Raw genomic sequence first — 18,138 nt, 5'->3', positions numbered from 1 at the left:
CCTACTTCGAGCGGCCTGGCACCAGCAATGGCCCCACAGAGGCGATCAACGGACGCCTGGAGCACCTGCGCGGCTCGGCCCTGGGCTTCCGCAACCTGACCAACTACATCGCCAGATCCCTGCTCGAGTCCGGCGGATTCAGACCTCAACTACACCCTCATCTGTGAAGAGCCAGTCATCATTCGGCGATGGGTCGTCTTGCCTGGGATAGCACAGGCCCCCTATGCTGCCTAACGTAAAGACCTACTCAATCCTTTACTAGACGGGGGAATTTCATGACTGAGCGCAGCGGGGCCTTAGACCGACGGACCATTGCAAAGGGGGCCGCTTGGGCGGTACCCGCCGTTACTATCGCAGCAGCTGCACCCAGCTTGGCGGCGTCTGTCCCGGTCCGTAAGGACCCAGGCGTGAACGGGTGGGTCGCAAACACGGCAAGGTCCAGCGGCAGCTGCAGGTGGACGCTCGAAGTCGACTCAACGGCGACCGGCGCCACCCCCGACGGCGCACCCTACGGCCTTTACCTCTACGACATCACCCCGGAGTCGACCGTGGCCGACGCGGCCCTGATCTACTGGATCATCGGAAAGCAGAGCGCCACCTGGGCGAACCTGAGTGGTCACTCCACCTGCTGGTCCGGCCCCACCCGCGGTGTGGCGCAGACGAAGTCGGACGGCTTGGACTACACGCCTTACACGTGGAAATACACCTGCCCGATCCTCGCCGCCGACGTCAAATCCGACGGCCGCCTGTATTTGGGTGGCTTCCATGTCCGTGCGTCCTTCACGCAGAGCCAGGACTACTGCAACGACGTCACCTACTGGACCCAACGCTCAGTCATAGTCGATCCTGACGGCGCCGGCTCACAAGCCGCGCAAACATTGACCTTCGAGCGACGCAACGGTACCCGAGGCCCGGCGACCAGCGCCCAGATCGGCGCGCGCTCGCGCTCGGCAACAGTCTCCGGCGAGAGTGCTCAGTTGACCTGAGTCGCAACCCCGAATGACAAGACAGCCCCCCTTGGCCACCTCGTAAGAGGCGAGCGAAGGGGGCTGTTGGTGCAGCACCGGATGGAATCAGGCGGTGTCGTCGTCGGGCTCACCCGGGTCGGCCGGCGGGAGCGGGGCGGGCAGCGCAGACCCGTCGATCTTGAGCCGCATGAGCCATGACGCGAGGACGGTCAGGGCGGTCTTGCCGACGGACACGCCGAGCACGAGCCACGACTCGCCGGCGGTGAGGGTGGCATCAGGCAACCACATGGCCAGGGCGGTGCCGACGGCGATGAGGACGTCAATGGCGAGGCCTTGCAGGAGGGTGCGGGCGGCGCGGTTCTTCGCGTCAGCCTTGAGTGCGCGGGTGGGTCATGATGCTCCGATCGATCGGGTCAGTCGCAGCCCGGCCCACGCGAGGACCAGACAGCCGGACAAGATGAGGCCCAGGCAGCGGGCGAGGACGCTGGGCTGGGTGCGGTAGATGTGGTCAGCGACGGCGTGGCCGATGGTGGTCACGGCAGCTTGAACTTTCCCGCGAGCACGCCACGGTTGAGGTAGCGCTGGAGTGCACGGATCGAGTTGGGGCCGAAGTCGCCGTCAGCAGGGGACTTGACGATCCGCTGGAGGGCGCGGCTGGTGGGAACTGCTGCACGGAGAGGTGACAGTCGGTAGTCACGCAGCCTGATCGGCTCGTGTGGTCATGGTGGGCGCGGCTCCGCCCTGGGCTTCCGCAACCTGACCAACTACATCGCCAGATCCCTGCTCGAGTCCGGCGGCTTCAGACCCCAGCTGCACCCTCATTTGTGAAGAGCTCTGAAACCCCGTCAGGCAGGATCGCAGCTCGCAAGCACGCTCCCGGGAGCTGAAACTCTGTTAGGCGGGATCGCAGCTCCCAAGCATCTTGGGTCCCCCGATCAGCCCCGGGCGCCGGTGCGAGTTGGATGGTTGCGGGCCGGGCAGGCGCGGGGTGGGCAGACGAGGGTTGGATAGCCTATGGGTCATGTCAGCACGCGTCGCTCTCACTCTCGCTGGTGCCGCAACGCTGGCGCTCACCGCATGCGGTGACTCGCCCGTCGCTGCGAAGCCTGCTGCGCAGGCGTCATCGTCCGAGTGCGCGGCTGTCGCGAAATCGTGGCCGAAGACGGTCTCGGGGCTCGATTCCTACCCCGACTCGGCCGACTCGCCGACCGTCCACGCCTGGGGCAAGAACGCTGACGACGTCCTCATCGCGCGCTGCGGCGTCACCTCACCCGGCCCGACGAGCGACGCCTGCTTCTCCGCGAACGACGTCGACTGGGTGCAGATCCCGGTCTCGGGCGGCACGCGGTACGTCACCTACGGTCGTGAGCCGGCGATCGAGGTGCTCGTCCCGTCGTCGGCGAACCTCGACGGCACGCTGCTCGCCGCGTTCGCCCCCGCGGCGAAGAAGATCGCTCAGGGTCCACACCGCTGTTCCTGACAGGCGGCGCCGATTCGGTTCGGCTCCGGTTCACCCCCGACCCGGCCATCGTCGCCGCGTCACCACCCACAAGCCCCCCGGACTCCCCCAGGGGACCCCGCGGACGCGGGGCTGCCGTCAGCGCAGACCGGTCTTGCGCTCGCGCGCCAACTCGATCAGGTCGGTGATGAGGTCGGTGTAGTCGAGGCCGCTCTCGCGCCACACGGCCGGGAACATCGACACGGGCGTGAAGCCGGGCAGGGTGTTGATCTCGTTGAGGAAGAGCGTGCCGTCGGCGGTGTAGAACCAGTCGACGCGCGCGAGGCCCTCGCAGCCGGCGGCGTCGAACGCCTTGATCGACAGCTCCTTGATGCGCGCGGTGTCCTCGGCGCTGACATCGGCGGGGCACGCGAGGCGCAGCCCGTCGTCGTTGAGATACTTGGCCTCGAAGTCGTAGAAGGCGTGCTCGCCGATCTCCTCGATCTCACCGAGTTCGGACGCGCGCGGCAGGTCGCTGCCGTGGCCTTCGAGCACACCGCATTCGACCTCGCGGCCCACGATGCCGGCCTCGATGACAACCTTCGGGTCGCTCTCGCGCGCCAGTTCGATGGCGGCCTCGAGCTGGTCGCGCGAATCGACCTTCGAGATGCCGACCGACGAACCCGCGCGTGCCGGTTTGACGAAGACGGGGTAGCGCAGCGGTGTGAGGCTGGCCATCGCGGCGTCCTTGTCGCGGCGCCACTGCTTGTCGGTGATGACGACGTAGGGGCCGACGGGCAGCCCGGCGGCCTCGAACACGATCTTCATCATGTGCTTGTCCATCATGACGGCCGACGCCGTGACGCCCGAGCCGACGTAGCGCAGGTCGGCGAGTTCGAGCAGGCCCTGCAGGGTGCCGTCCTCACCGAACGGCCCGTGCAGCAGCGGCAGGACGACGTCGACGGACGTCAGTGCCTGCGGGGTCTGCCCCGCATCGAGCACGAGGATGTCGTGCTGGTCGGGCGACGGCGCGATGACGACCTCGCGGCCGGCGTCGTTCGTCACCTCCGGCAGCTTCTTGCCCTGGATCGCGAGCGCCGACGGGTCGTCGGGCATGAGCACCCACTGGCCGGCCTTGCTGATGCCGATCGGCACGACGTCGTAGCGCTCACGGTCGATCGCGGCGAGAACGCCGGCGGCGGTGGCGCACGAGATGGCGTGCTCGGAGGAGCGCCCACCGAAGACGACGGCGACGCGGGTGCGGGGCTGCGAAGTGCTCATCGCGGCCAACAATAGCGCCCGCGCGGTCAGTCGCCGGACGCCACGGCGCGCGGTGGCGCCGCCGTGCCAGGGTGTTCGCATGGTTGCGCACGCCGATCGTCCCGCCCGCCCGCTCGCTGCTGCGACGCGCCTCGTCGGCGGTGGACGCCCTGCCCGCGCGCCGGGCGCGAGCGTCAGCCCGGAGCTCACGCTCACCTCGACCTACGTGGCCGGCGCCGACCTCAACTACGCGCGGGTCGGCAACCCGACGTGGAGCGCGTTCGAGACGACCCTTGCCTCCCTCGAAGGTGACGCCTCGACGACCGCGCTCGCCTTTGCCAGCGGCATGGGCGCCATCTCGGCCGCGCTGTCCCTCCTGCCGCACGGCGGCGGCCGTGTCATCGCGCCGCGACACTTCTACAACGGCACCTCCGCCGTCCTCGACACCTGGCACGAGGCCGGCCGCGCGCACCTCACGCGCGTCGACCTCGCCGACGACGGCGCCCTCGACGCCGCCCTAGCTGCCGGGTGCGATCTCGTCTGGGTCGAGTCGCCGAGCAACCCGATGCTCGAGACGTGCGACGTCGCCGCCGTGACGCGCCGCGCCCACGCGGCGGGCGCGCTCGTCGTCGAGGACAACACGTTCAACACGCCGCTCGGGCGCCGCCCCCTCGACGACGGCGTCGACGTCGTCGTGCATTCGGTGACGAAGTACCTCGCGGGCCACAGCGACGTCCTGCTGGGCGCGGCGGTGACGAACGACGCCGACCTCGCCGCGCGGCTGCTCACAGCACGCACGCTGGGCGGCGCCATCCCCGGCCCGCAGGAGACGTGGCTCGCGCTGCGAGGCATGCGGACGCTGCACCTGCGCTGGGAGCGCGCCTGCGCGAACGCGGCGACGCTCGCTGCGAGATTGCGCGAGCACGACGACGTCGCGCGCGTGCGCCACCCGGGAACGGGCGCAATGATCGCGCTCGAACTGCGCGGTGACGCAGACGCCGCACGCGCCGTCGAACAGCTCGTCGAGGTGTGGTTGCCCGCCACGAGCCTCGGTGGCGTCGAGTCGATGCTGGAGCGCCGCCGTCGACATGCGCTCGAACCGGCCAGTGTTCCGGAGAACCTGCTGCGTCTGTCGGTCGGGGTCGAGGACGTCGAGGATCTGTGGACGGACCTCGACGACGCCCTGCGCCGGGCGCACGCCGCGTCAGCCGACTGACCCGGTCACACGACTGCCCCGCCCAGGCTGCCCCGGCCGACGCCCGAAACAACGGGCGCGCCTGGCCGGCCGTCAGACGCGTTCGCTCTTGCGCGAACGCGACATGAGGGCGCGCACCATCTCCTGCGGGCCCCACCCTTCGTAGAGGATGGCGTGCACGCCGTCGCAGATCGGCATGTCGACGTCGACGCTGCGTGCGAGTTCGACGATGGAGCGGCACGACTTGACGCCCTCGGCCGTCTGGCTGACCTGTGCGGTCACCTCTTCGAGCGTCTGCCCCTCGCCGAGGGCCAGCCCGAAGGCATGGTTGCGCGACAGGCGCGAACTGCACGTCGCGGCCATGTCGCCCACACCGGCGAGACCGAGGAACGTCTGCGGGTCGGCGCCGAGCGCCGCACCGAGGCGGGCCGTCTCCGCGAGACCGCGCGTCAGGAGCGTCGCCGTCGTGTTCTCGCCGAGGCCCAGGCCATGGGCCATGCCGACGGCGAGCGCGATGACGTTCTTCACCGCGCCCGCGATCTCCGTGCCGACGACGTCCGCGTTCGTGTAGGGGCGGAAGTACGGGGCGGCGCAGGCCTCTGCCACCTTGGCGCGCAGCCCGTGATGCGGCGCTGCGACGACGGCGGCGGCCGGCTGCTTCTGCGCGATCTCCTTCGCGAGGTTCGGCCCGGAGACGACGGCGACCTGCGCGAGCGGCACGCCGGCGACCTCCGCGATGACGTCGCTCATCCGCAGGTGCGTGCCGAGTTCGATGCCCTTCATGAGCGACACGAGCGGCGCGCCCTGCGGCAGCACGTCGCGCCACTGCTCGAGGTTGCCGCGCAGCGACTGCGACGGGACGGCGAGGACGACGAGGTCGGCGCCCTCGAGCGCCTGCGCGGCGTCCGCCGTCGCGCTGATGCGCTCGTCGAGCTGCAGCTCGGGCAGGTAGGCGACGTTGCGGCGCTCGGTGTTGATCGCGTCAGCAGCCTCCGCACGGCGCGCCCACAGCGTGACGTCGGTGCCTGCGTCGGCCATGACGGCGGCGAACGCCGTGCCCCAGCTTCCGGCCCCCATGATTGCGGCGCGTGTCATCGTCTCGTCCTTTCGTGGAGTTCGGTGCGGTCGGACAGATCGGCGCTGTGAGGCAGGTCGGCGCGGAGGCCACTGGGCCAGGTCGGCGCGTTCATCGCGAGCCTCGCGCGTCGGTCGGGCGCGAGACGGTGCGCGGGTTGTCGAGCGGCGGCGCGCCGGGTCGCTCGCCGCGGATCTCGCACAGCAGCTCGAGGATGGCGGCCATGAGGCGCCTGGTGGCCTCCGTCAGCACCTCGGTGTCGAGGTCGCGCCCGCGCAGATCGTCGAGGTCGACCGGCTCGCCCGCGACGACGGTGACGTCATGACGGCGCGTCAGCAGGTGCGGCACGACGTGGCGGGCGCGACTGGTCGGCGGGATGATTCGTTCGGGCCCCCACATCGCGACGGGGACGAGCGGGACGCCCGTCGTCAGCGCGATGCGCGCGGCGCCGGACTTGCCCGTCATCGGCCAGAACGCGCGATCCCGCGTCAGTGTGCCCTCCGGCAGCAGGCAGACGAGGCGGCCGGCCGCGACGGCGTCGACGGCTTCGACGAAGCTGTCCTTGGCCCGTGCGGTGCCGCGGTGGACGGGGATCTGCCCGGCGCGGCGCAGCAGCGGCCCGAGGACGGGGACGGCGAAGACCTCGGCCTTGCCGAGGAAGTGCGGCAGGCGACCCGCGCCGTAGAGGAGGAAGCGGCCGATGACGAACGGGTCGGAGTAGCTGAGGTGGTTCGCGGCGATGACGGCGCCGCCGGTGGCGGGAACGTGCTCGGCGCCTCGCCACGCCTCACGCAGCCACGGCGCCACCGCCGGGGCGACGGCTTTCGTGATGACGGAGACGACGGCGTTGCGCTCTCCCGCATCGAGCGAGATCTTCGCCATGGGCACCTCCTGTTCGTCTCGCACTCTAGTGGCACGACACGTCCAGGGCATTCGTCGCAGCGTTGCGATCCATGAGGCCGGGGCATCTGGCAGCATGGGAGGGATCGCTGTGAGAGGGTACGAGACCCGCGCACCTCGCCGTCACCGGTCCGAGCCGCCGAAGGAGCCGCCATGACCCATCACACGCAGGCCAGCGTCCACCGCTTCGACGAGGCGACGTTCACGGGTGAGCTCATCACCGACGCCGGCCGGGTGCTGCCGTTCGACGCCGACGCCTTCGCGCGCAGCGGCCTGCGCACGCTGCGCGTGGGGCAGCGTCTCAATGTCGATCACGGGCCAGGCGGAATCCGCCGGTTGTGGATCGAGGGCATCGGGACGGGCCAGCAGATCCGCTGACGCCGCCCGACGCGGTGCGTCTCAGCGCTCGACGCGCGCGCGACCACCGGCGTTGCCGGAGCGGGGCAGCTTCGACGGGTCGGCCGTGACGGCCTTGAAGTTCGTACCAGGGGTGAACTTGGGCACGGAGGTCGCACCGATGCGCACCGCTTCGCCCGTGCGCGGGTTGCGGCCCGTGCGGGCGGCGCGGTCGACGCGCTCGAACGTGCCGAATCCGGTGATCCCTACCTTGTTGCCGGCAGCGACCTCTCGGATGATCACGTCGACGACGGCCTCCACGGCCTCCAGTGCGGCCTTCTTGCTGCCGAGGCGCACCTCGAGGCGATCGACCAGGTCTGCCTTGTTCATCTTTCGTCCTACCCCTTCTCGTCCGTCCGTCACGGCTCGATCCCGTCCTGCGTCTCGACGTGGGCCAACGGTACCGAGTGGTTGCATCCCCGTCCATTGGGTGAAGTCTTCGTCGTCCGCCGTGCGGCGCCCACGCACCGAACAGGCGTAGGCCGATCGTCATAGATCATCATGGCGGTCGCCCGACCAAGTTGCGGCCGTAAGCGATTCGCAGACACCTCCCCGGGCGTCGCACCTCACACACGCGCGCCACGAGCGCGAGGCCTCCCGCGCGGCGGTCAGCGCGATATCACCTATCGGACGAGCGTCGACGGCTTCCAACTCGGACGAGCGTCTTCGAACGCTTCGATGTCGTCCTCGTGACGCAGCGTCAGCGAGATGTCGTCGAGGCCCTCCATGAGGCGCCAGCGGATGTAGTCGTCGACAGCGAACGGCACGACGAGCTCCCCCGCGTGGATCGTGCGCGAGCCCAGGTCGACCGTGATCTGCGCGCCCGGTTCGTTGTCGAGGTACTTCCACAGCAGTTCGACGTCGCCCTGCTCGACCTGCGCGGTGAGCAGGCCGGCCTTGCCCGAGTTGCCGCGGAAGATGTCGGCGAAGCGCGAGCTGATGACGACGCGGAAGCCGTAGTCCATGAGCGCCCAGACGGCATGCTCGCGCGAGGAGCCCGTCCCGAAGTCGGGGCCTGCGACCAGGACCGAACCGTCGCGGTAGGCCTCGGTGTTGAGCACGAACGACGGGTCCTTGCGCCATGCGGAGAACAGCCCGTCCTCGAAGCCCGTGCGGGTGACGCGCTTGAGGTAGACGGCTGGAATGATCTGGTCGGTGTCGACGTTGCTGCGGCGCAGCGGCACCCCGACGCCGGTGTGGGTGGTGAACTTGTCCATCGATGTCTCCTGACGGCTCAGCGGGTCACAGATCGGCGGGCGAGGCAAGCGTGCCGGTGACGGCGGTCGCCGCGGCGACCTGTGGGCTGACGAGGTGCGTGCGTCCGCCCTTGCCCTGGCGCCCTTCGAAGTTGCGGTTCGAGGTCGACGCGCTGCGCTCCCCCGGCTCGAGCTGATCGGGGTTCATGCCGAGGCACATCGAGCAGCCGGGCAGGCGCCACTCGGCGCCGGCGTCGGTGAAGACGGCGTCGAGCCCCTCCGCCTCGGCGTCGAGACGCACCTTCGCCGAACCGGGCACGACGAGCATGCGCACGCTGTCGGCGACCTTGCGCCCGCGTAGCACGTCCGCCGCGGCGCGCAGATCCTCGAGCCGCCCATTGGTGCAGGAACCGAGGAAGACGGTGTCGATCGCGATCTCCTTGAGCGGCTGACCGACGCTCAGCCCCATGTACTCGATGGCGCTCGCGGCGGCGTCCTTCTCCGAGTCGTCGCCCATCTGCTCGGGGTCGGGCACGGCCGCCGTCAGCGGCAGGCCCTGGCCCGGGTTGGTGCCCCAGGTGACGAACGGCGCGAGCTTCGTCGCGTCGATGACGACCTCGGCGTCGAACACCGCGTCGTCGTCGGTGCGCAGCTGCTTCCACGCCTCGACCGCGTCATCCCACTCGGCGCCCTGCGGCGCATGGGGGCGGCCTTCCAGGTAGTCGAACGTCGTCTGGTCGGGCGCCACCATGCCGGCGCGGGCGCCCGCCTCGATCGACATGTTGCAGATCGTCATGCGCGCTTCCATCGACAGCGCTTCGATCGCCTTGCCGCGGTACTCGAGGACGTAGCCCTGGCCGCCGCCGGTGCCGATCTCGGCGATGACGGCGAGGATGATGTCCTTCGCGCTGACGCCGTCCGGCAGGTCGCCCTCCAGGGTGATCGCCATCGTCTTGAACGGCTTGAGCGGCAGCGTCTGCGTCGCGAGGACGTGCTCGACCTCGCTCGTGCCGATGCCGAACGCGAGCGCGCCGAACGCACCGTGCGTCGAGGTGTGGCTGTCGCCGCAGACGATCGTCGCGCCGGGCTGGGTGAGGCCCAGCTGCGGGCCGATGATGTGGACGATGCCCTGCTCGGCGTCGCCCATCGGGAACAGGCGGATGCCGAACTCCTCGCAGTTGCGGCGCAGCGTCTCGACCTGGGTGCGGCTGACGAGGTCGGTGATCGGGCCCGGCGTCGTCGGGACGTTGTGGTCCTCGGTGGCGAGCGTGAGGTCGGTGCGACGCACGGTGCGCCCCGCGAGCCGCAGCCCGTCGAACGCCTGCGGGCTCGTGACCTCGTGGAGCAGGTGAAGGTCGATGTAGAGCAGGTCGGGCTCGCCCTCCGCGCTTCGCACGACATGCTGCTGCCACACCTTCTCGGCCAACGTGGAACCCACGTCATCCTCCTTCGATCGACGGGTCGTCCGACCCACGAGACACCGTTCTGCGACAAGCGTTACCCTTTTACCGGCGGACCGGACTTGCGTCTCGGTTCATGAGACTGCAATATCAGTACATGGACAATTCAAGTGGCGTCGGAGTCCTCGACAAGGCTGCAGTCGTGCTCTCCGCCCTCGAGGCAGGGCCCTCCACCCTCGCCCAGCTCGTCGCAGCCACCGGCCTCGCTCGCCCGACCGCCCACCGCCTCGCGGTCGCGCTGGAGCATCACCGCCTCGTGGCCCGTGACATGCAGGGACGCTTCGTCCTCGGCCCCCGACTCGTCGAACTCGCCGCCGCCGCCGGTGAGGACCGCCTGCTCGCCGCCGCCGGGCCCGTCCTCGGCGCGCTGCGCGACCACACGAACGAGAGCGCCCAGCTCTTCCGCCGCCAGGGCGACCAGCGCATCTGCGTGGCGGCCGCCGATCGCCCGATGGGTCTGCGCGATTCCATCCCCGTCGGCGCGACGCTGTCGATGCAGGCCGGCTCAGCGGCCCAGGTGCTGCTCGCCTGGGAGGAGCCCGACCGTCTGCACCGTGGCCTGCAGGGCTCCAAGTTCACCGCGACGATGCTCTCCGGCGTGCGCCGCCGCGGATGGGCTCAGTCGGTGAGCGAGCGCGAGCAGGGCGTCGCGTCAGTCTCCGCGCCGGTGCGCTCGCCCAGCGGCCGCGTCATCGCCGCCGTCTCGATCTCCGGCCCCGTCGAGCGCGTCTCCCGTCAGCCCGGGCGGCTGCACGCCGCAACGGTCGTCGCCGGCGCCAACAAGCTGACGGAGGTGCTCGCGCGCGCCGCCGCGCAGCAGAAGAGCGTCGCACCACCCACGACGCGCTGATCCACCTCTGGCGACGATGCCCTTGGGCAGGTGCACGTGACCTGCGGCCGTCCGGTGGCGATTCCTGGATCCCGCATTCGAGCGCACGAATGATCAGGACCCGAAAAAGGTCGGTCTGAGCCGAGACGGCGACAGAAAGAGAAGGCAAACAAGAAATCCCCACCGCATTTCTACGGTGAGGATTTCTTGTCTCGATGTAGCCCCGACGGGATTCGAACCCGCGCTACCGCCTTGAGAGGGCGGCGTGCTAGGCCACTACACAACGGGGCCATGGCCTGCTTCGTCAACCTTTCGGCCCTTCAGCAGCGAGGAAAACTTTAACTCATGTCATCGTTTTCCCGAAATCACTCTGTGCGCGCGTGACGCGGGCGTCACCTTCTGCACAAGCGATCTGCGCTGGGGTACCAGGACTCGAACCTAGAACAAATGAACCAGAATCATCCGTGTTGCCAATTACACCATACCCCAATGGGGGTTGCAGTGATCGAACAGCGCGCCTCGCGAGGCCTTCCGTTCGTTCCCCGAACCGAGTGAAAACTTTACCGGAGGTTTCCCGGGACGACAAATCGACCGGCGCCCTGCCGCGCCGACCCTGACGCATCCGTCAGGGCCGACAGGCAGGCGCGCCCCGGTCGATCACAGGCTCGCGCGCAGGTTCTTCAAGCGTTCCATCGTCGAGTGCTTGCCGAGGATCTCCATCGACTCGAACAGCGGCGGTGAGATCCGCTGACCGGACACGGCGGTGCGCAACGGGCCGAAGGCGAACTTCGGCTTGATGCCCAGGCCGTCGACGACGGCCTCGCGCAACGCGGCCTCGATGCGCTCGTGCACCCACTCGATGCCCGTGCCGTCAGGCTTGCCGAGCGAACCCGAGATGGGCTCCAGGGCCGCGATGGCGGCGTCTAGCACCTGCGGGGCCGTCTCCTTGAGCTGCGCACGGGCGTCGTCCGCGATGGGCAGCTCGGCGTCGTCGGTGAAGAACGGTGCGACGAGCGGCGTCGCCTCCGACAGCAGGTTGATGCGAGTCTGGATCAGCTCGGCGACGAGGTTGAGGCGACCCAGCTGCGGCAGCGACGGCTGCTCCGGCAGCACGCCGTCCGCGACGAGGAACGGCAGGATACGCGCGGCGAAGTCGCGAGGCTCGAGCTCGCGGATGTAGTGACCGTTGAGCCAGTTCAGCTTGTCGAGGTTGAAGATCGGGCCGACGGTGTTGACCTTGCTCCACTCGAAGTTCTCGCTGAACTCCTCGAAGGTGAACACCTCGCGCTCGGTGCCGTCCGCCTCGATGATCGGCGGGTAGCCGAGCAGCGCGAGGAAGTTGAGCAGCGCCTCCGGCAGGTAACCCTGCTCCTTGAACCACGTGAGGCGCGCCCACGGGCTCTTGCGCTTGGAGATCTTCGCCTTCTTCTCATCGCGCAGCAGCGGCATGTGCGCGAACTTCGGCGGCTCGAGGCCGAGGCCCTGGTAGAGCAGGATGTGCTTCGGCGTCGAGCTGATCCACTCCTCACCGCGCACGACGTGCGTGATGCCCATCTCGTGGTCGTCGACGACGACGGCGAGGTGGTACGTCGGGAAACCGTCGGCCTTCATGATGACCTGATCGTCCGGGCGGGGCGCCTTGACCTCGCCTCGGATGAGGTCGTCGAACACGAGCGGCGCGTCGTCGGGGATGAACATGCGCACGACGGGGTTCTCGCTGAAGCCGGGCTCGGCGGCGCGCTCCTCACGCGACTTGCCGTAGCACATACGGTCGTAGCCGGTCGGCAGCTTCTGCTTCTGCTGGAGCTCGCGCATCTCGGCGAGCCGCTCGCTCGTGCAGTAGCAGTAGTACGCCTTGCCCTCGTCGATGAGCTTGTCGACGTACGGCTTGTACGTGTCGAGCCGCTCACTCTGACGGTACGGCGCGTACGGGCCGCCGACGTCGGGGCCCTCGTCCCAGTTCAGGTCGAGCCAGTGCAGCGTGTCGAAGATCTGCTGCTCGGAATCGGCCTGGAAGCGCGCCCGGTCGGTGTCCTCGATGCGCAGGACGAACTTTCCGCCCTGCTGACGCGCGAACGCAAGGTCGAACATCGCCATGTAGGCGGTGCCGACGTGCGGGTCACCCGTCGGCGACGGCGCGACGCGCAGACGGACGGCGCCGGGGCTCGTCTCGCCGGGCGTCGAGGGGGTGGGGGCTGAGGTGGCAGTCGAGTCGCTCATGATGTCTCCATCGTAGACGGCCGTTGCGCTGCGCCTCAGGCCTCGCGCATCACCGCGAGCGTCACCGATTCGGCGAGCCAGGTGAGGAAGTCGTAGTAGGCGGCCATGAGCTGTTCCTCGTCGCTCGGCACCTGCCCACGCTCGACCTGTTCGACGAGTGCGTCGGCATCCGCATCGGTGCGCACGCCGAGGCGCTCGGCGAGCACGAGCCGCACGTCCGTCAGCGCCATCATCGTCGCGCGCGCCTCGGCCTCGTCGAGGACGATGTCGCGGGGTTCGCCGGCGCTCATCGCCTGCGCGAGGTCGACGTTCGCACCCGCGCGCTCGAACGCCGTCATCGCCGTAGCGAGGTTACGCAGCTTGCGATCGCGCAAGGAGGCCTCGGTGAGGCGGCGGAACTCGGCGGCCGCGCCGTCATCGTCCTTGACACCGTCGGGCAGCAGCCGACGAAGCGCCGGGTCGCGTGGAGCCTCCCGGGCGCTCATAGAGCGTCCGAGCGCCGCGAACAGCTCGTCCTCGTCGGTGCCGCGCGGCGCGTCGGGTGCGTCGTCACTACCGTCGGAGAGCAGGACGCTCGTCTGGTGCATGAGATCGACGACGACGGCGCGTTCGACGTCGTCGAGACGTCCGACGATGCGCCGCTCGTCGGACGGGTCACGCCGGAATGCCTCGGCCATCAGCCCTCCTGCTCGTAGGTCGCCCACAGGCTGTAGCCATGCATGGCGATCGTGTCGGCCTCGGCCTTCTCGCGGCTGCCCTTGCTGACGACGGCGCGGCCCTCGGTGTGCACCTGCATCATGAGCCGCTCGGCCTCCTCGCGGGAGTAGCCGAAGTAGTCCTGGAACACGAAGCTGACGTAGCTCATGAGGTTGACGGGGTCGTTCCACACGAGCGTCACCCACGCCCGCTCCCCCACGTCCTGGGGGTCGGGGTCGGCGAGCTGCTTGGCCAGTTGCTCGAAATCGATGTCTGGAGGCGCGATCGACACGTCAACCACCTTAGAGTTCGATACGTGACTTCCACCATCTCGGCCTCGACGGCCCTGCTCACCGACCACTACGAGCTCACGATGCTCCAGGCGGCGTTGCGCTCCGGTGCGGCCCACCGCAAGAGCGTCTTCGAGGTCTTCGCCCGCCGCCTGCCCGACGGCCGCCGCTTCGGCGTCGTCGCGGGCACGGGTCGTTTTCTCGAGGCGTTGAAAGAGTTCCGGTTCACCGAGGCCGAGATCGACGACCTGCGTCGACGCGCCGTCGTCGATGAGCCGACGCTCGAGTGGCTCGCCAACTACCGCTTCTCCGGTGACATCCACGGCTACGCCGAGGGTGAGTGCTACTTCCCGGGCTCGCCGCTCGTCGTCGTCGAGTCGACGTTCGCCGAGGGCGTGATCCTCGAGACGTTGATCCTGTCGATCCTCAACCACGACTCAGCCGTCGCCGCCGCTGCGTCGCGCATAATGCTCGCCGCCGACGGCCGTCCGTGCATCGAGATGGGCTCGCGTCGCACGCACGAGGAGGCAGCGGTCGCAGCCGCGCGCGCCGCGTACATCACGGGGTTCGCGGCCTCCTCCAACCTCGAGGCGGGACGTCGCTACGACGTGCCGACGACGGGCACGTCGGCGCACGCGTTCACGCTGCTGCACGACGACGAGCGCGCCGCGTTCACCGCGCAGGTCGACTCGCTCGGCAAGGACACGACGCTGCTCGTCGACACCTACGACGTGAAGAACGCCGTCAAGATCGCCGTCGAGGTCGCGGGCACCGAACTCGGTGGGGTGCGTCTGGATTCCGGCGACCTGCTCGTGCAGGCCCGCGAGGTGCGCGAGCAGCTCGACTCACTCGGTGCCACAAGCACGAAGATCGTCGTGACGAGCGACCTCGACGAGTACGCCATCGCCGCCCTCGCAGCCGGGCCGGTCGACGCGTACGGCGTCGGCACCTCCCTCGTCACCGGCTCCGGCGCGCCGACGGCCGGCATGGTCTACAAGCTCGTCCAGCACGCGGGCGACGACGGCCAGATGATCGACGTCGCGAAGAAGAGCAAGGACAAAATCTCCGTCGGCGGACGCAAGTGGGCGCTGCGTCGCCGAAACGCACAGGGAGTGGCCGAGGCCGAGATCATCGGCATCGGCGAGCAGCCGGTCGACGACGGCGACGACCGTGCGCTGCTCGTCCCGCTCGTCAGGAACGGCGAGGTCGTCGCGCCGACGGACGCCGCGAGCGCCCGCGCGGTGTACGAGCGTTCCCGCGCGGAATTGCCCGCGAAGGCGCGTCAGATGTCGCGCGGTGAGCCCGTCATCCCGACCCGGTACGAGGGTCCCGGTTTGGGCGGGGTGACGCAGCGATGAGCGCGCCGAACGTTGATGCCGGCACGCGCCGGGCACTCGTCGTCGTCGACGTGCAGAACGACTTCTGCGAGGGCGGTTCGCTCGCCGTGGCCGGGGGCGCCCAGGTCGCCGCGGCGATCGCCGACTACGTCGCGCTCGCCGATTACGACGTCGTCGTCGCGACGCAGGACTGGCACGTCGACCCCGGCGAGCACTGGAGCGAGACCCCCGACTACCGCGACTCGTGGCCCGTGCACTGCCGCGCCGAGTCCGACGGCGCGGCGTTCCACGACGGATTCGCGCCCGCCGTCGATCGGCTCGACGCGATCTTCCCCAAGGGCAGGTACGCCGCGGCCTACTCAGGATTCGAGGGGTCTTTCGCCGGTGGCGATGAGTCGCTCGCCTCCTGGTTGCGTGACGCGGGCGTCGGCAGCGTCGACGTCGTCGGCATCGCGACCGACCACTGCGTCCGCGCGACCGCGCTCGACGCCGTCAGCGAAGGCTTCGGCACGCGCGTGCTGCTCGGCATGACGGCCGGCGTCGCAGCCGACAGCACCGACGCGGCGCTCACGACCATGCGCGACGCGGGCGTCGAGCTCGTCGGTCAACCCGTCGTCGGCTGAGAACGCGGCCCGCGTGCCGGGCACGAAGATGGACGAGAATCGCCGATGTGGACGGGATTCGCGAAGGTGGACGAAAAACGCAGGTGGGGCGGGGTCAGCGGGTGCGGCGCACGACGCTGCGCGCCGCGAGGTCGTCGAGGCCCTGACGGAGGCGGTTGCTCAGCGCCCACAGCAGGATCGCGATCTGCAGCAGGCCCGCGATGCCGGCGAGCACGGCGACGAGCGACATCAGATCCGGCACGTACTTGATGAGAGCGCGCACGGCGCTGCGTGCCATCGGCAACTTCTGCGGCGAGCGGGGGTCGCCCTCCTCGATGGGCGCCACGCGGATGCCGAGCGCCGACTTGCCGAGCGTCGCACCGCGCAGTGACGTCATCAGGGTGTCGTAGACGAATCCCGCCACGAACAGCGCGAGCGCCAACACGAGCGGCGGCGACGTCAGGTCGTCGGGGAAGGCCGGCATCTGCCCACCGTTGCTCGCGGCGGTGCTCGCCTCGTCGATGAAGTCGCGGAACTCGTCGATCCACGAGTGCAGGAACGGCAGCATCGCGAGGGTGACGGGCACCCCGAAGATGATGCGGTCGAGGAAGTAGGCGAAGAAGCGGCGCCACACCCCCGACGGCTCCCCCGCGCTCGTTCCGAACGCCGTCGGGCGCTGATCATGAGCCCGCGGCTGCGGGGCACCGAAGCGATGCTGCTGCTCCCCGCTGCCCTCGGGGCCCCAGTGAGCCGGATAGGTGCGCGGCTCGCCGTCACGGCGCGGCGGTGCGTCGAGGTGCTGGACCGGGCGAGCCTCCCCGACGTGGTCGAGGCCCGGGCGCAGCTTCGGCATGGTGCGCTCGGTCCACAGGATGCCGTCCCAGTACCTCAGCTGGGTGGCGTCGCGGGGGTCGTCGTACCAGCCCGACGAAACGGGCGCGTGCGGCTGCTCAGTCATGCGTCTACCCTATCCGCCCCGGCATGACGCGCCGGGCGCGATGAGCCGTGCGGATGAGCCAGGCAGGCAGTGCCTCGTACCGCACTGCATCCCACATGACACCCGCATGCTGAGGGCCTCGCGGGCTGAGGGCCTCGCAGGCTCAGCGCCGACCGACGAACCAGCGACGGATCAACTCGATGCGTTCGCCGACCTGTTCGGAGGAGGCCTTGTCGAGCGTCGGCCCCCCGCACTGCTGACGCAGGTCGTTGTGGATGACGGCATGCGGCTGGCCGCTCTTGCGCGCGTACTGCGCGACGAGGCCGTTGAGCTCCTTGCGCTGCTTGGCGAGGGCACGGTGCGCGGCGACGGGTTCGTCGTCGTCGGTGCGTCGCGTGCGCCCGGCCTTGGCCTGCTTGGCCTGACGTTCACGCAGCAGGCTCGCCATCTGATCGGGCTCGAGCAGACCGGGCAAGCCGAGGTATTCCTGCTCGTCCTCGCTGCCGACGTCACCGCCCATGCCCCACTGCTGCGCGTCGAACAGGACGTGGTCGAACTCGGCCTGCGACTCGAGCGCCTCGAAGGTGCCGTCGTCGGCGAGCATCCCGGAGGCCTTCTCCTCACGGTTGGCCTCGGCGAGCAGCCCCTCCTCCTCCGACCACATGTTGTCCTCGGGGTTCTCCCCCGCGCGCTGCGGACGGTCGAGGGCGTGGTCGCGCTGCTCCTCGAGACGCGAGGCGTGCTCGAGGATGATCGGCACGGTCGGCAGGAACACCGACGCCGTCTCGCCGCGCTTGCGGGCGCGCACGAAGCGTCCGACGGCCTGGGCGAAGAACAGCGGCGTCGACGTCGACGTCGCGTAGACGCCGACGCAAAGACGCGGCACGTCGACACCCTCGGAGACCATGCGGACGGCGACCATCCACCGCTCGCTGCTCTTGGCGAAGTCCTCGATCCGGGAGCTCGCGCCCGCGTCGTCGGAGAGCACGACGGTCGGTTTGGTGCCAGTGATCGCCTCGAGCGTGCGCGCGTAGGCGCGCGCGGCCGTCTGGTTCGAGGCGATGACGAGGCCGCCCGCGTCGGGCACGTGACGTCGCACCTCCGACAGGCGCTTGTCGGCGGCCTGAAGCACGGACGGGATCCACGCGCCGTTCGGGTCGAGCGCGGTGCGCCAGGCGCCTGCAATGGCGTCCTTCGTCATCGGTGTGCCGAGACGCGCCGCGATCTCGTCGCCGGCCCGGGTGCGCCATCGCATGTTGCCGCCGTAGGCCATGAACAGCACGGGCCGGACGACGCCGTCGGCGAGCGCCTCGGCGTAGCCGTACGCGTAGTCGCTCGC

At 69.6% G+C, this 18,138-nt stretch carries 20 protein-coding genes and 2 tRNA genes; 8 read left to right on the top strand and 14 right to left on the bottom strand.

The genetic code is table 11. The features are described from left to right. Both B2284_RS06710 and B2284_RS06705 read left to right on the top strand, forming a co-directional pair. On the top strand, positions 1 to 167 hold a 167-nt coding region (locus B2284_RS06710; RefSeq protein WP_286697314.1), incomplete at its 5' end, for a transposase. A 240-nt stretch (positions 168 to 407) separates the two neighbouring features. Then, complete coding sequence (locus tag B2284_RS06705; protein WP_074045545.1) at positions 408 to 986, top strand: hypothetical protein; 579 nt, start codon at positions 408 to 410, stop codon at positions 984 to 986. Between the two features lie 87 nt (positions 987 to 1,073). Here the strand turns inward: B2284_RS06705 and B2284_RS06700 are convergent, their stop codons facing one another. Continuing rightward, positions 1,074 to 1,250 (bottom strand): hypothetical protein, encoded by a 177-nt coding sequence (locus tag B2284_RS06700; protein ID WP_170957147.1) that lies wholly within the window; start codon positions 1,248 to 1,250, stop codon positions 1,074 to 1,076. A gap of 739 nt (positions 1,251 to 1,989) precedes the next feature. On the opposite strand from B2284_RS06700, the gene B2284_RS06695 reads away from it, so the two are divergent. Continuing rightward, positions 1,990 to 2,448: a DUF3515 family protein gene (locus tag B2284_RS06695; RefSeq protein ID WP_006947505.1), complete on the top strand. Its 459-nt coding sequence runs from the start codon at positions 1,990 to 1,992 to the stop codon at positions 2,446 to 2,448. A gap of 117 nt (positions 2,449 to 2,565) precedes the next feature. Here B2284_RS06695 and B2284_RS06690 read toward each other — a convergent pair whose 3' ends face one another. Continuing rightward, positions 2,566 to 3,687 carry a D-alanine--D-alanine ligase family protein gene (locus B2284_RS06690; RefSeq protein WP_074045542.1) on the bottom strand — a complete coding sequence of 374 codons (1,122 nt, stop codon included), beginning with the start codon at positions 3,685 to 3,687 and terminating at the stop codon, positions 2,566 to 2,568. Between the two features lie 79 nt (positions 3,688 to 3,766). On the opposite strand from B2284_RS06690, the gene B2284_RS06685 reads away from it, so the two are divergent. Next, positions 3,767 to 4,882, top strand: a complete 1,116-nt coding sequence (locus B2284_RS06685) for a trans-sulfuration enzyme family protein (protein WP_170957148.1) — start codon at positions 3,767 to 3,769, stop codon at positions 4,880 to 4,882. A 72-nt stretch (positions 4,883 to 4,954) separates the two neighbouring features. Here the strand turns inward: B2284_RS06685 and B2284_RS06680 are convergent, their stop codons facing one another. Together B2284_RS06680 and B2284_RS06675 are read right to left on the bottom strand one after the other, a co-directional pair. Continuing rightward, positions 4,955 to 5,956 carry an NAD(P)H-dependent glycerol-3-phosphate dehydrogenase gene (locus tag B2284_RS06680; RefSeq protein WP_074045540.1) on the bottom strand — a complete coding sequence of 334 codons (1,002 nt, stop codon included), beginning with the start codon at positions 5,954 to 5,956 and terminating at the stop codon, positions 4,955 to 4,957. 91 nt (positions 5,957 to 6,047) lie between these two features. After that, complete coding sequence (locus tag B2284_RS06675) at positions 6,048 to 6,818, bottom strand: lysophospholipid acyltransferase family protein (protein ID WP_074045539.1); 771 nt, start codon at positions 6,816 to 6,818, stop codon at positions 6,048 to 6,050. A 171-nt stretch (positions 6,819 to 6,989) separates the two neighbouring features. On the opposite strand from B2284_RS06675, the gene B2284_RS06670 reads away from it, so the two are divergent. Continuing rightward, the gene (locus tag B2284_RS06670; RefSeq protein ID WP_115297210.1) at positions 6,990 to 7,214 is read left to right on the top strand and encodes a cold-shock protein; all 225 of its coding nucleotides are present in this window, start codon (positions 6,990 to 6,992) and stop codon (positions 7,212 to 7,214) included. Between the two features lie 21 nt (positions 7,215 to 7,235). Here B2284_RS06670 and B2284_RS06665 read toward each other — a convergent pair whose 3' ends face one another. From B2284_RS06665 to leuC, 3 genes are all read right to left on the bottom strand, one after another. Beyond that, positions 7,236 to 7,562: an HU family DNA-binding protein gene (locus B2284_RS06665; RefSeq protein WP_038568864.1), complete on the bottom strand. Its 327-nt coding sequence runs from the start codon at positions 7,560 to 7,562 to the stop codon at positions 7,236 to 7,238. A 293-nt stretch (positions 7,563 to 7,855) separates the two neighbouring features. Beyond that, positions 7,856 to 8,449: a 3-isopropylmalate dehydratase small subunit gene (leuD, locus tag B2284_RS06660; RefSeq protein ID WP_038568866.1), complete on the bottom strand. Its 594-nt coding sequence runs from the start codon at positions 8,447 to 8,449 to the stop codon at positions 7,856 to 7,858. Positions 8,450 to 8,474: 25 nt separating this feature from the next. After that, positions 8,475 to 9,866, bottom strand: coding sequence for a 3-isopropylmalate dehydratase large subunit (leuC, locus tag B2284_RS06655; protein ID WP_006947513.1), 1,392 nt, complete (start codon positions 9,864 to 9,866; stop codon positions 8,475 to 8,477). 119 nt (positions 9,867 to 9,985) lie between these two features. On the opposite strand from leuC, the gene B2284_RS06650 reads away from it, so the two are divergent. Further along, positions 9,986 to 10,738 carry an IclR family transcriptional regulator gene (locus B2284_RS06650; RefSeq protein ID WP_040015175.1) on the top strand — a complete coding sequence of 251 codons (753 nt, stop codon included), beginning with the start codon at positions 9,986 to 9,988 and terminating at the stop codon, positions 10,736 to 10,738. Between the two features lie 197 nt (positions 10,739 to 10,935). On the opposite strand, the gene B2284_RS06645 is transcribed toward B2284_RS06650, so the two are convergent. The 5 genes from B2284_RS06645 to clpS all read right to left on the bottom strand — a co-directional run bounded on the left by B2284_RS06645 (position 10,936) and on the right by clpS (position 13,934). Further along, a tRNA-Glu gene (locus B2284_RS06645) sits at positions 10,936 to 11,008 on the bottom strand. A 126-nt stretch (positions 11,009 to 11,134) separates the two neighbouring features. Beyond that, a tRNA-Gln gene (locus B2284_RS06640) sits at positions 11,135 to 11,206 on the bottom strand. Between the two features lie 168 nt (positions 11,207 to 11,374). Further along, the gene (gltX, locus tag B2284_RS06635; protein ID WP_062257662.1) at positions 11,375 to 12,937 is read right to left on the bottom strand and encodes a glutamate--tRNA ligase; all 1,563 of its coding nucleotides are present in this window, start codon (positions 12,935 to 12,937) and stop codon (positions 11,375 to 11,377) included. A 35-nt stretch (positions 12,938 to 12,972) separates the two neighbouring features. Further along, on the bottom strand, positions 12,973 to 13,614 hold the full coding sequence (locus tag B2284_RS06630; protein WP_062257659.1) for a DUF2017 domain-containing protein: 642 nt from the start codon (positions 13,612 to 13,614) through the stop codon (positions 12,973 to 12,975). Next, positions 13,614 to 13,934 (bottom strand): ATP-dependent Clp protease adapter ClpS, encoded by a 321-nt coding sequence (gene clpS / locus B2284_RS06625; protein ID WP_006947542.1) that lies wholly within the window; start codon positions 13,932 to 13,934, stop codon positions 13,614 to 13,616. The genes B2284_RS06630 and clpS overlap by 1 nt, the downstream gene beginning before the upstream one ends. 15 nt (positions 13,935 to 13,949) lie before the next feature. Between clpS and B2284_RS06620 the strand changes: the two genes are divergently transcribed. Then, positions 13,950 to 15,281 carry a nicotinate phosphoribosyltransferase gene (locus B2284_RS06620; protein WP_136788078.1) on the top strand — a complete coding sequence of 444 codons (1,332 nt, stop codon included), beginning with the start codon at positions 13,950 to 13,952 and terminating at the stop codon, positions 15,279 to 15,281. Continuing rightward, entirely contained in the window at positions 15,278 to 15,883 is a 606-nt protein-coding gene (locus tag B2284_RS06615) for an isochorismatase family protein (RefSeq protein ID WP_062257656.1), read from the top strand. The genes B2284_RS06620 and B2284_RS06615 overlap by 4 nt, the downstream gene beginning before the upstream one ends. 94 nt (positions 15,884 to 15,977) lie before the next feature. Here the strand turns inward: B2284_RS06615 and B2284_RS06610 are convergent, their stop codons facing one another. Then, entirely contained in the window at positions 15,978 to 16,820 is an 843-nt protein-coding gene (locus tag B2284_RS06610; protein WP_062257653.1) for an RDD family protein, read from the bottom strand. 142 nt (positions 16,821 to 16,962) lie between these two features. Further along, on the bottom strand, positions 16,963 to 18,138 hold a 1,176-nt coding region (locus tag B2284_RS06605), incomplete at its 5' end, for a DEAD/DEAH box helicase (RefSeq protein ID WP_286697313.1).

The organism is Dermacoccus sp. UBA1591, from assembly GCF_002322065.1.
GTDB lineage: Bacteria > Actinomycetota > Actinomycetes > Actinomycetales > Dermatophilaceae > Dermacoccus > Dermacoccus nishinomiyaensis.
The sequence above is the reverse complement of the archived record's forward strand: the minus strand, read 5'-3'. Positions and strand labels throughout refer to the sequence as shown.

What these genes read in the sequence shown, in the direction of transcription:
- B2284_RS06695 (WP_006947505.1), top strand. Translation starts at nt 1,990, where the DNA reads ATGTCAGCACGCGTCGCTCTCACTCTCGCTGGTGCCGCAACGCTGGCG.
- B2284_RS06690 (WP_074045542.1), bottom strand. Translation starts at nt 3,687, where the DNA reads ATGAGCACTTCGCAGCCCCGCACCCGCGTCGCCGTCGTCTTCGGTGGG.
- B2284_RS06685 (WP_170957148.1), top strand. Translation starts at nt 3,767, where the DNA reads ATGGTTGCGCACGCCGATCGTCCCGCCCGCCCGCTCGCTGCTGCGACG.
- B2284_RS06680 (WP_074045540.1), bottom strand. Translation starts at nt 5,956, where the DNA reads ATGACACGCGCCGCAATCATGGGGGCCGGAAGCTGGGGCACGGCGTTC.
- B2284_RS06675 (WP_074045539.1), bottom strand. Translation starts at nt 6,818, where the DNA reads ATGGCGAAGATCTCGCTCGATGCGGGAGAGCGCAACGCCGTCGTCTCC.
- B2284_RS06670 (WP_115297210.1), top strand. Translation starts at nt 6,990, where the DNA reads ATGACCCATCACACGCAGGCCAGCGTCCACCGCTTCGACGAGGCGACG.
- B2284_RS06665 (WP_038568864.1), bottom strand. Translation starts at nt 7,562, where the DNA reads ATGAACAAGGCAGACCTGGTCGATCGCCTCGAGGTGCGCCTCGGCAGC.
- leuD (WP_038568866.1), bottom strand. Translation starts at nt 8,449, where the DNA reads ATGGACAAGTTCACCACCCACACCGGCGTCGGGGTGCCGCTGCGCCGC.
- B2284_RS06650 (WP_040015175.1), top strand. Translation starts at nt 9,986, where the DNA reads ATGGACAATTCAAGTGGCGTCGGAGTCCTCGACAAGGCTGCAGTCGTG.
- gltX (WP_062257662.1), bottom strand. Translation starts at nt 12,937, where the DNA reads ATGAGCGACTCGACTGCCACCTCAGCCCCCACCCCCTCGACGCCCGGC.
- B2284_RS06630 (WP_062257659.1), bottom strand. Translation starts at nt 13,614, where the DNA reads ATGGCCGAGGCATTCCGGCGTGACCCGTCCGACGAGCGGCGCATCGTC.
- B2284_RS06615 (WP_062257656.1), top strand. Translation starts at nt 15,278, where the DNA reads ATGAGCGCGCCGAACGTTGATGCCGGCACGCGCCGGGCACTCGTCGTC.
- B2284_RS06610 (WP_062257653.1), bottom strand. Translation starts at nt 16,820, where the DNA reads ATGACTGAGCAGCCGCACGCGCCCGTTTCGTCGGGCTGGTACGACGAC.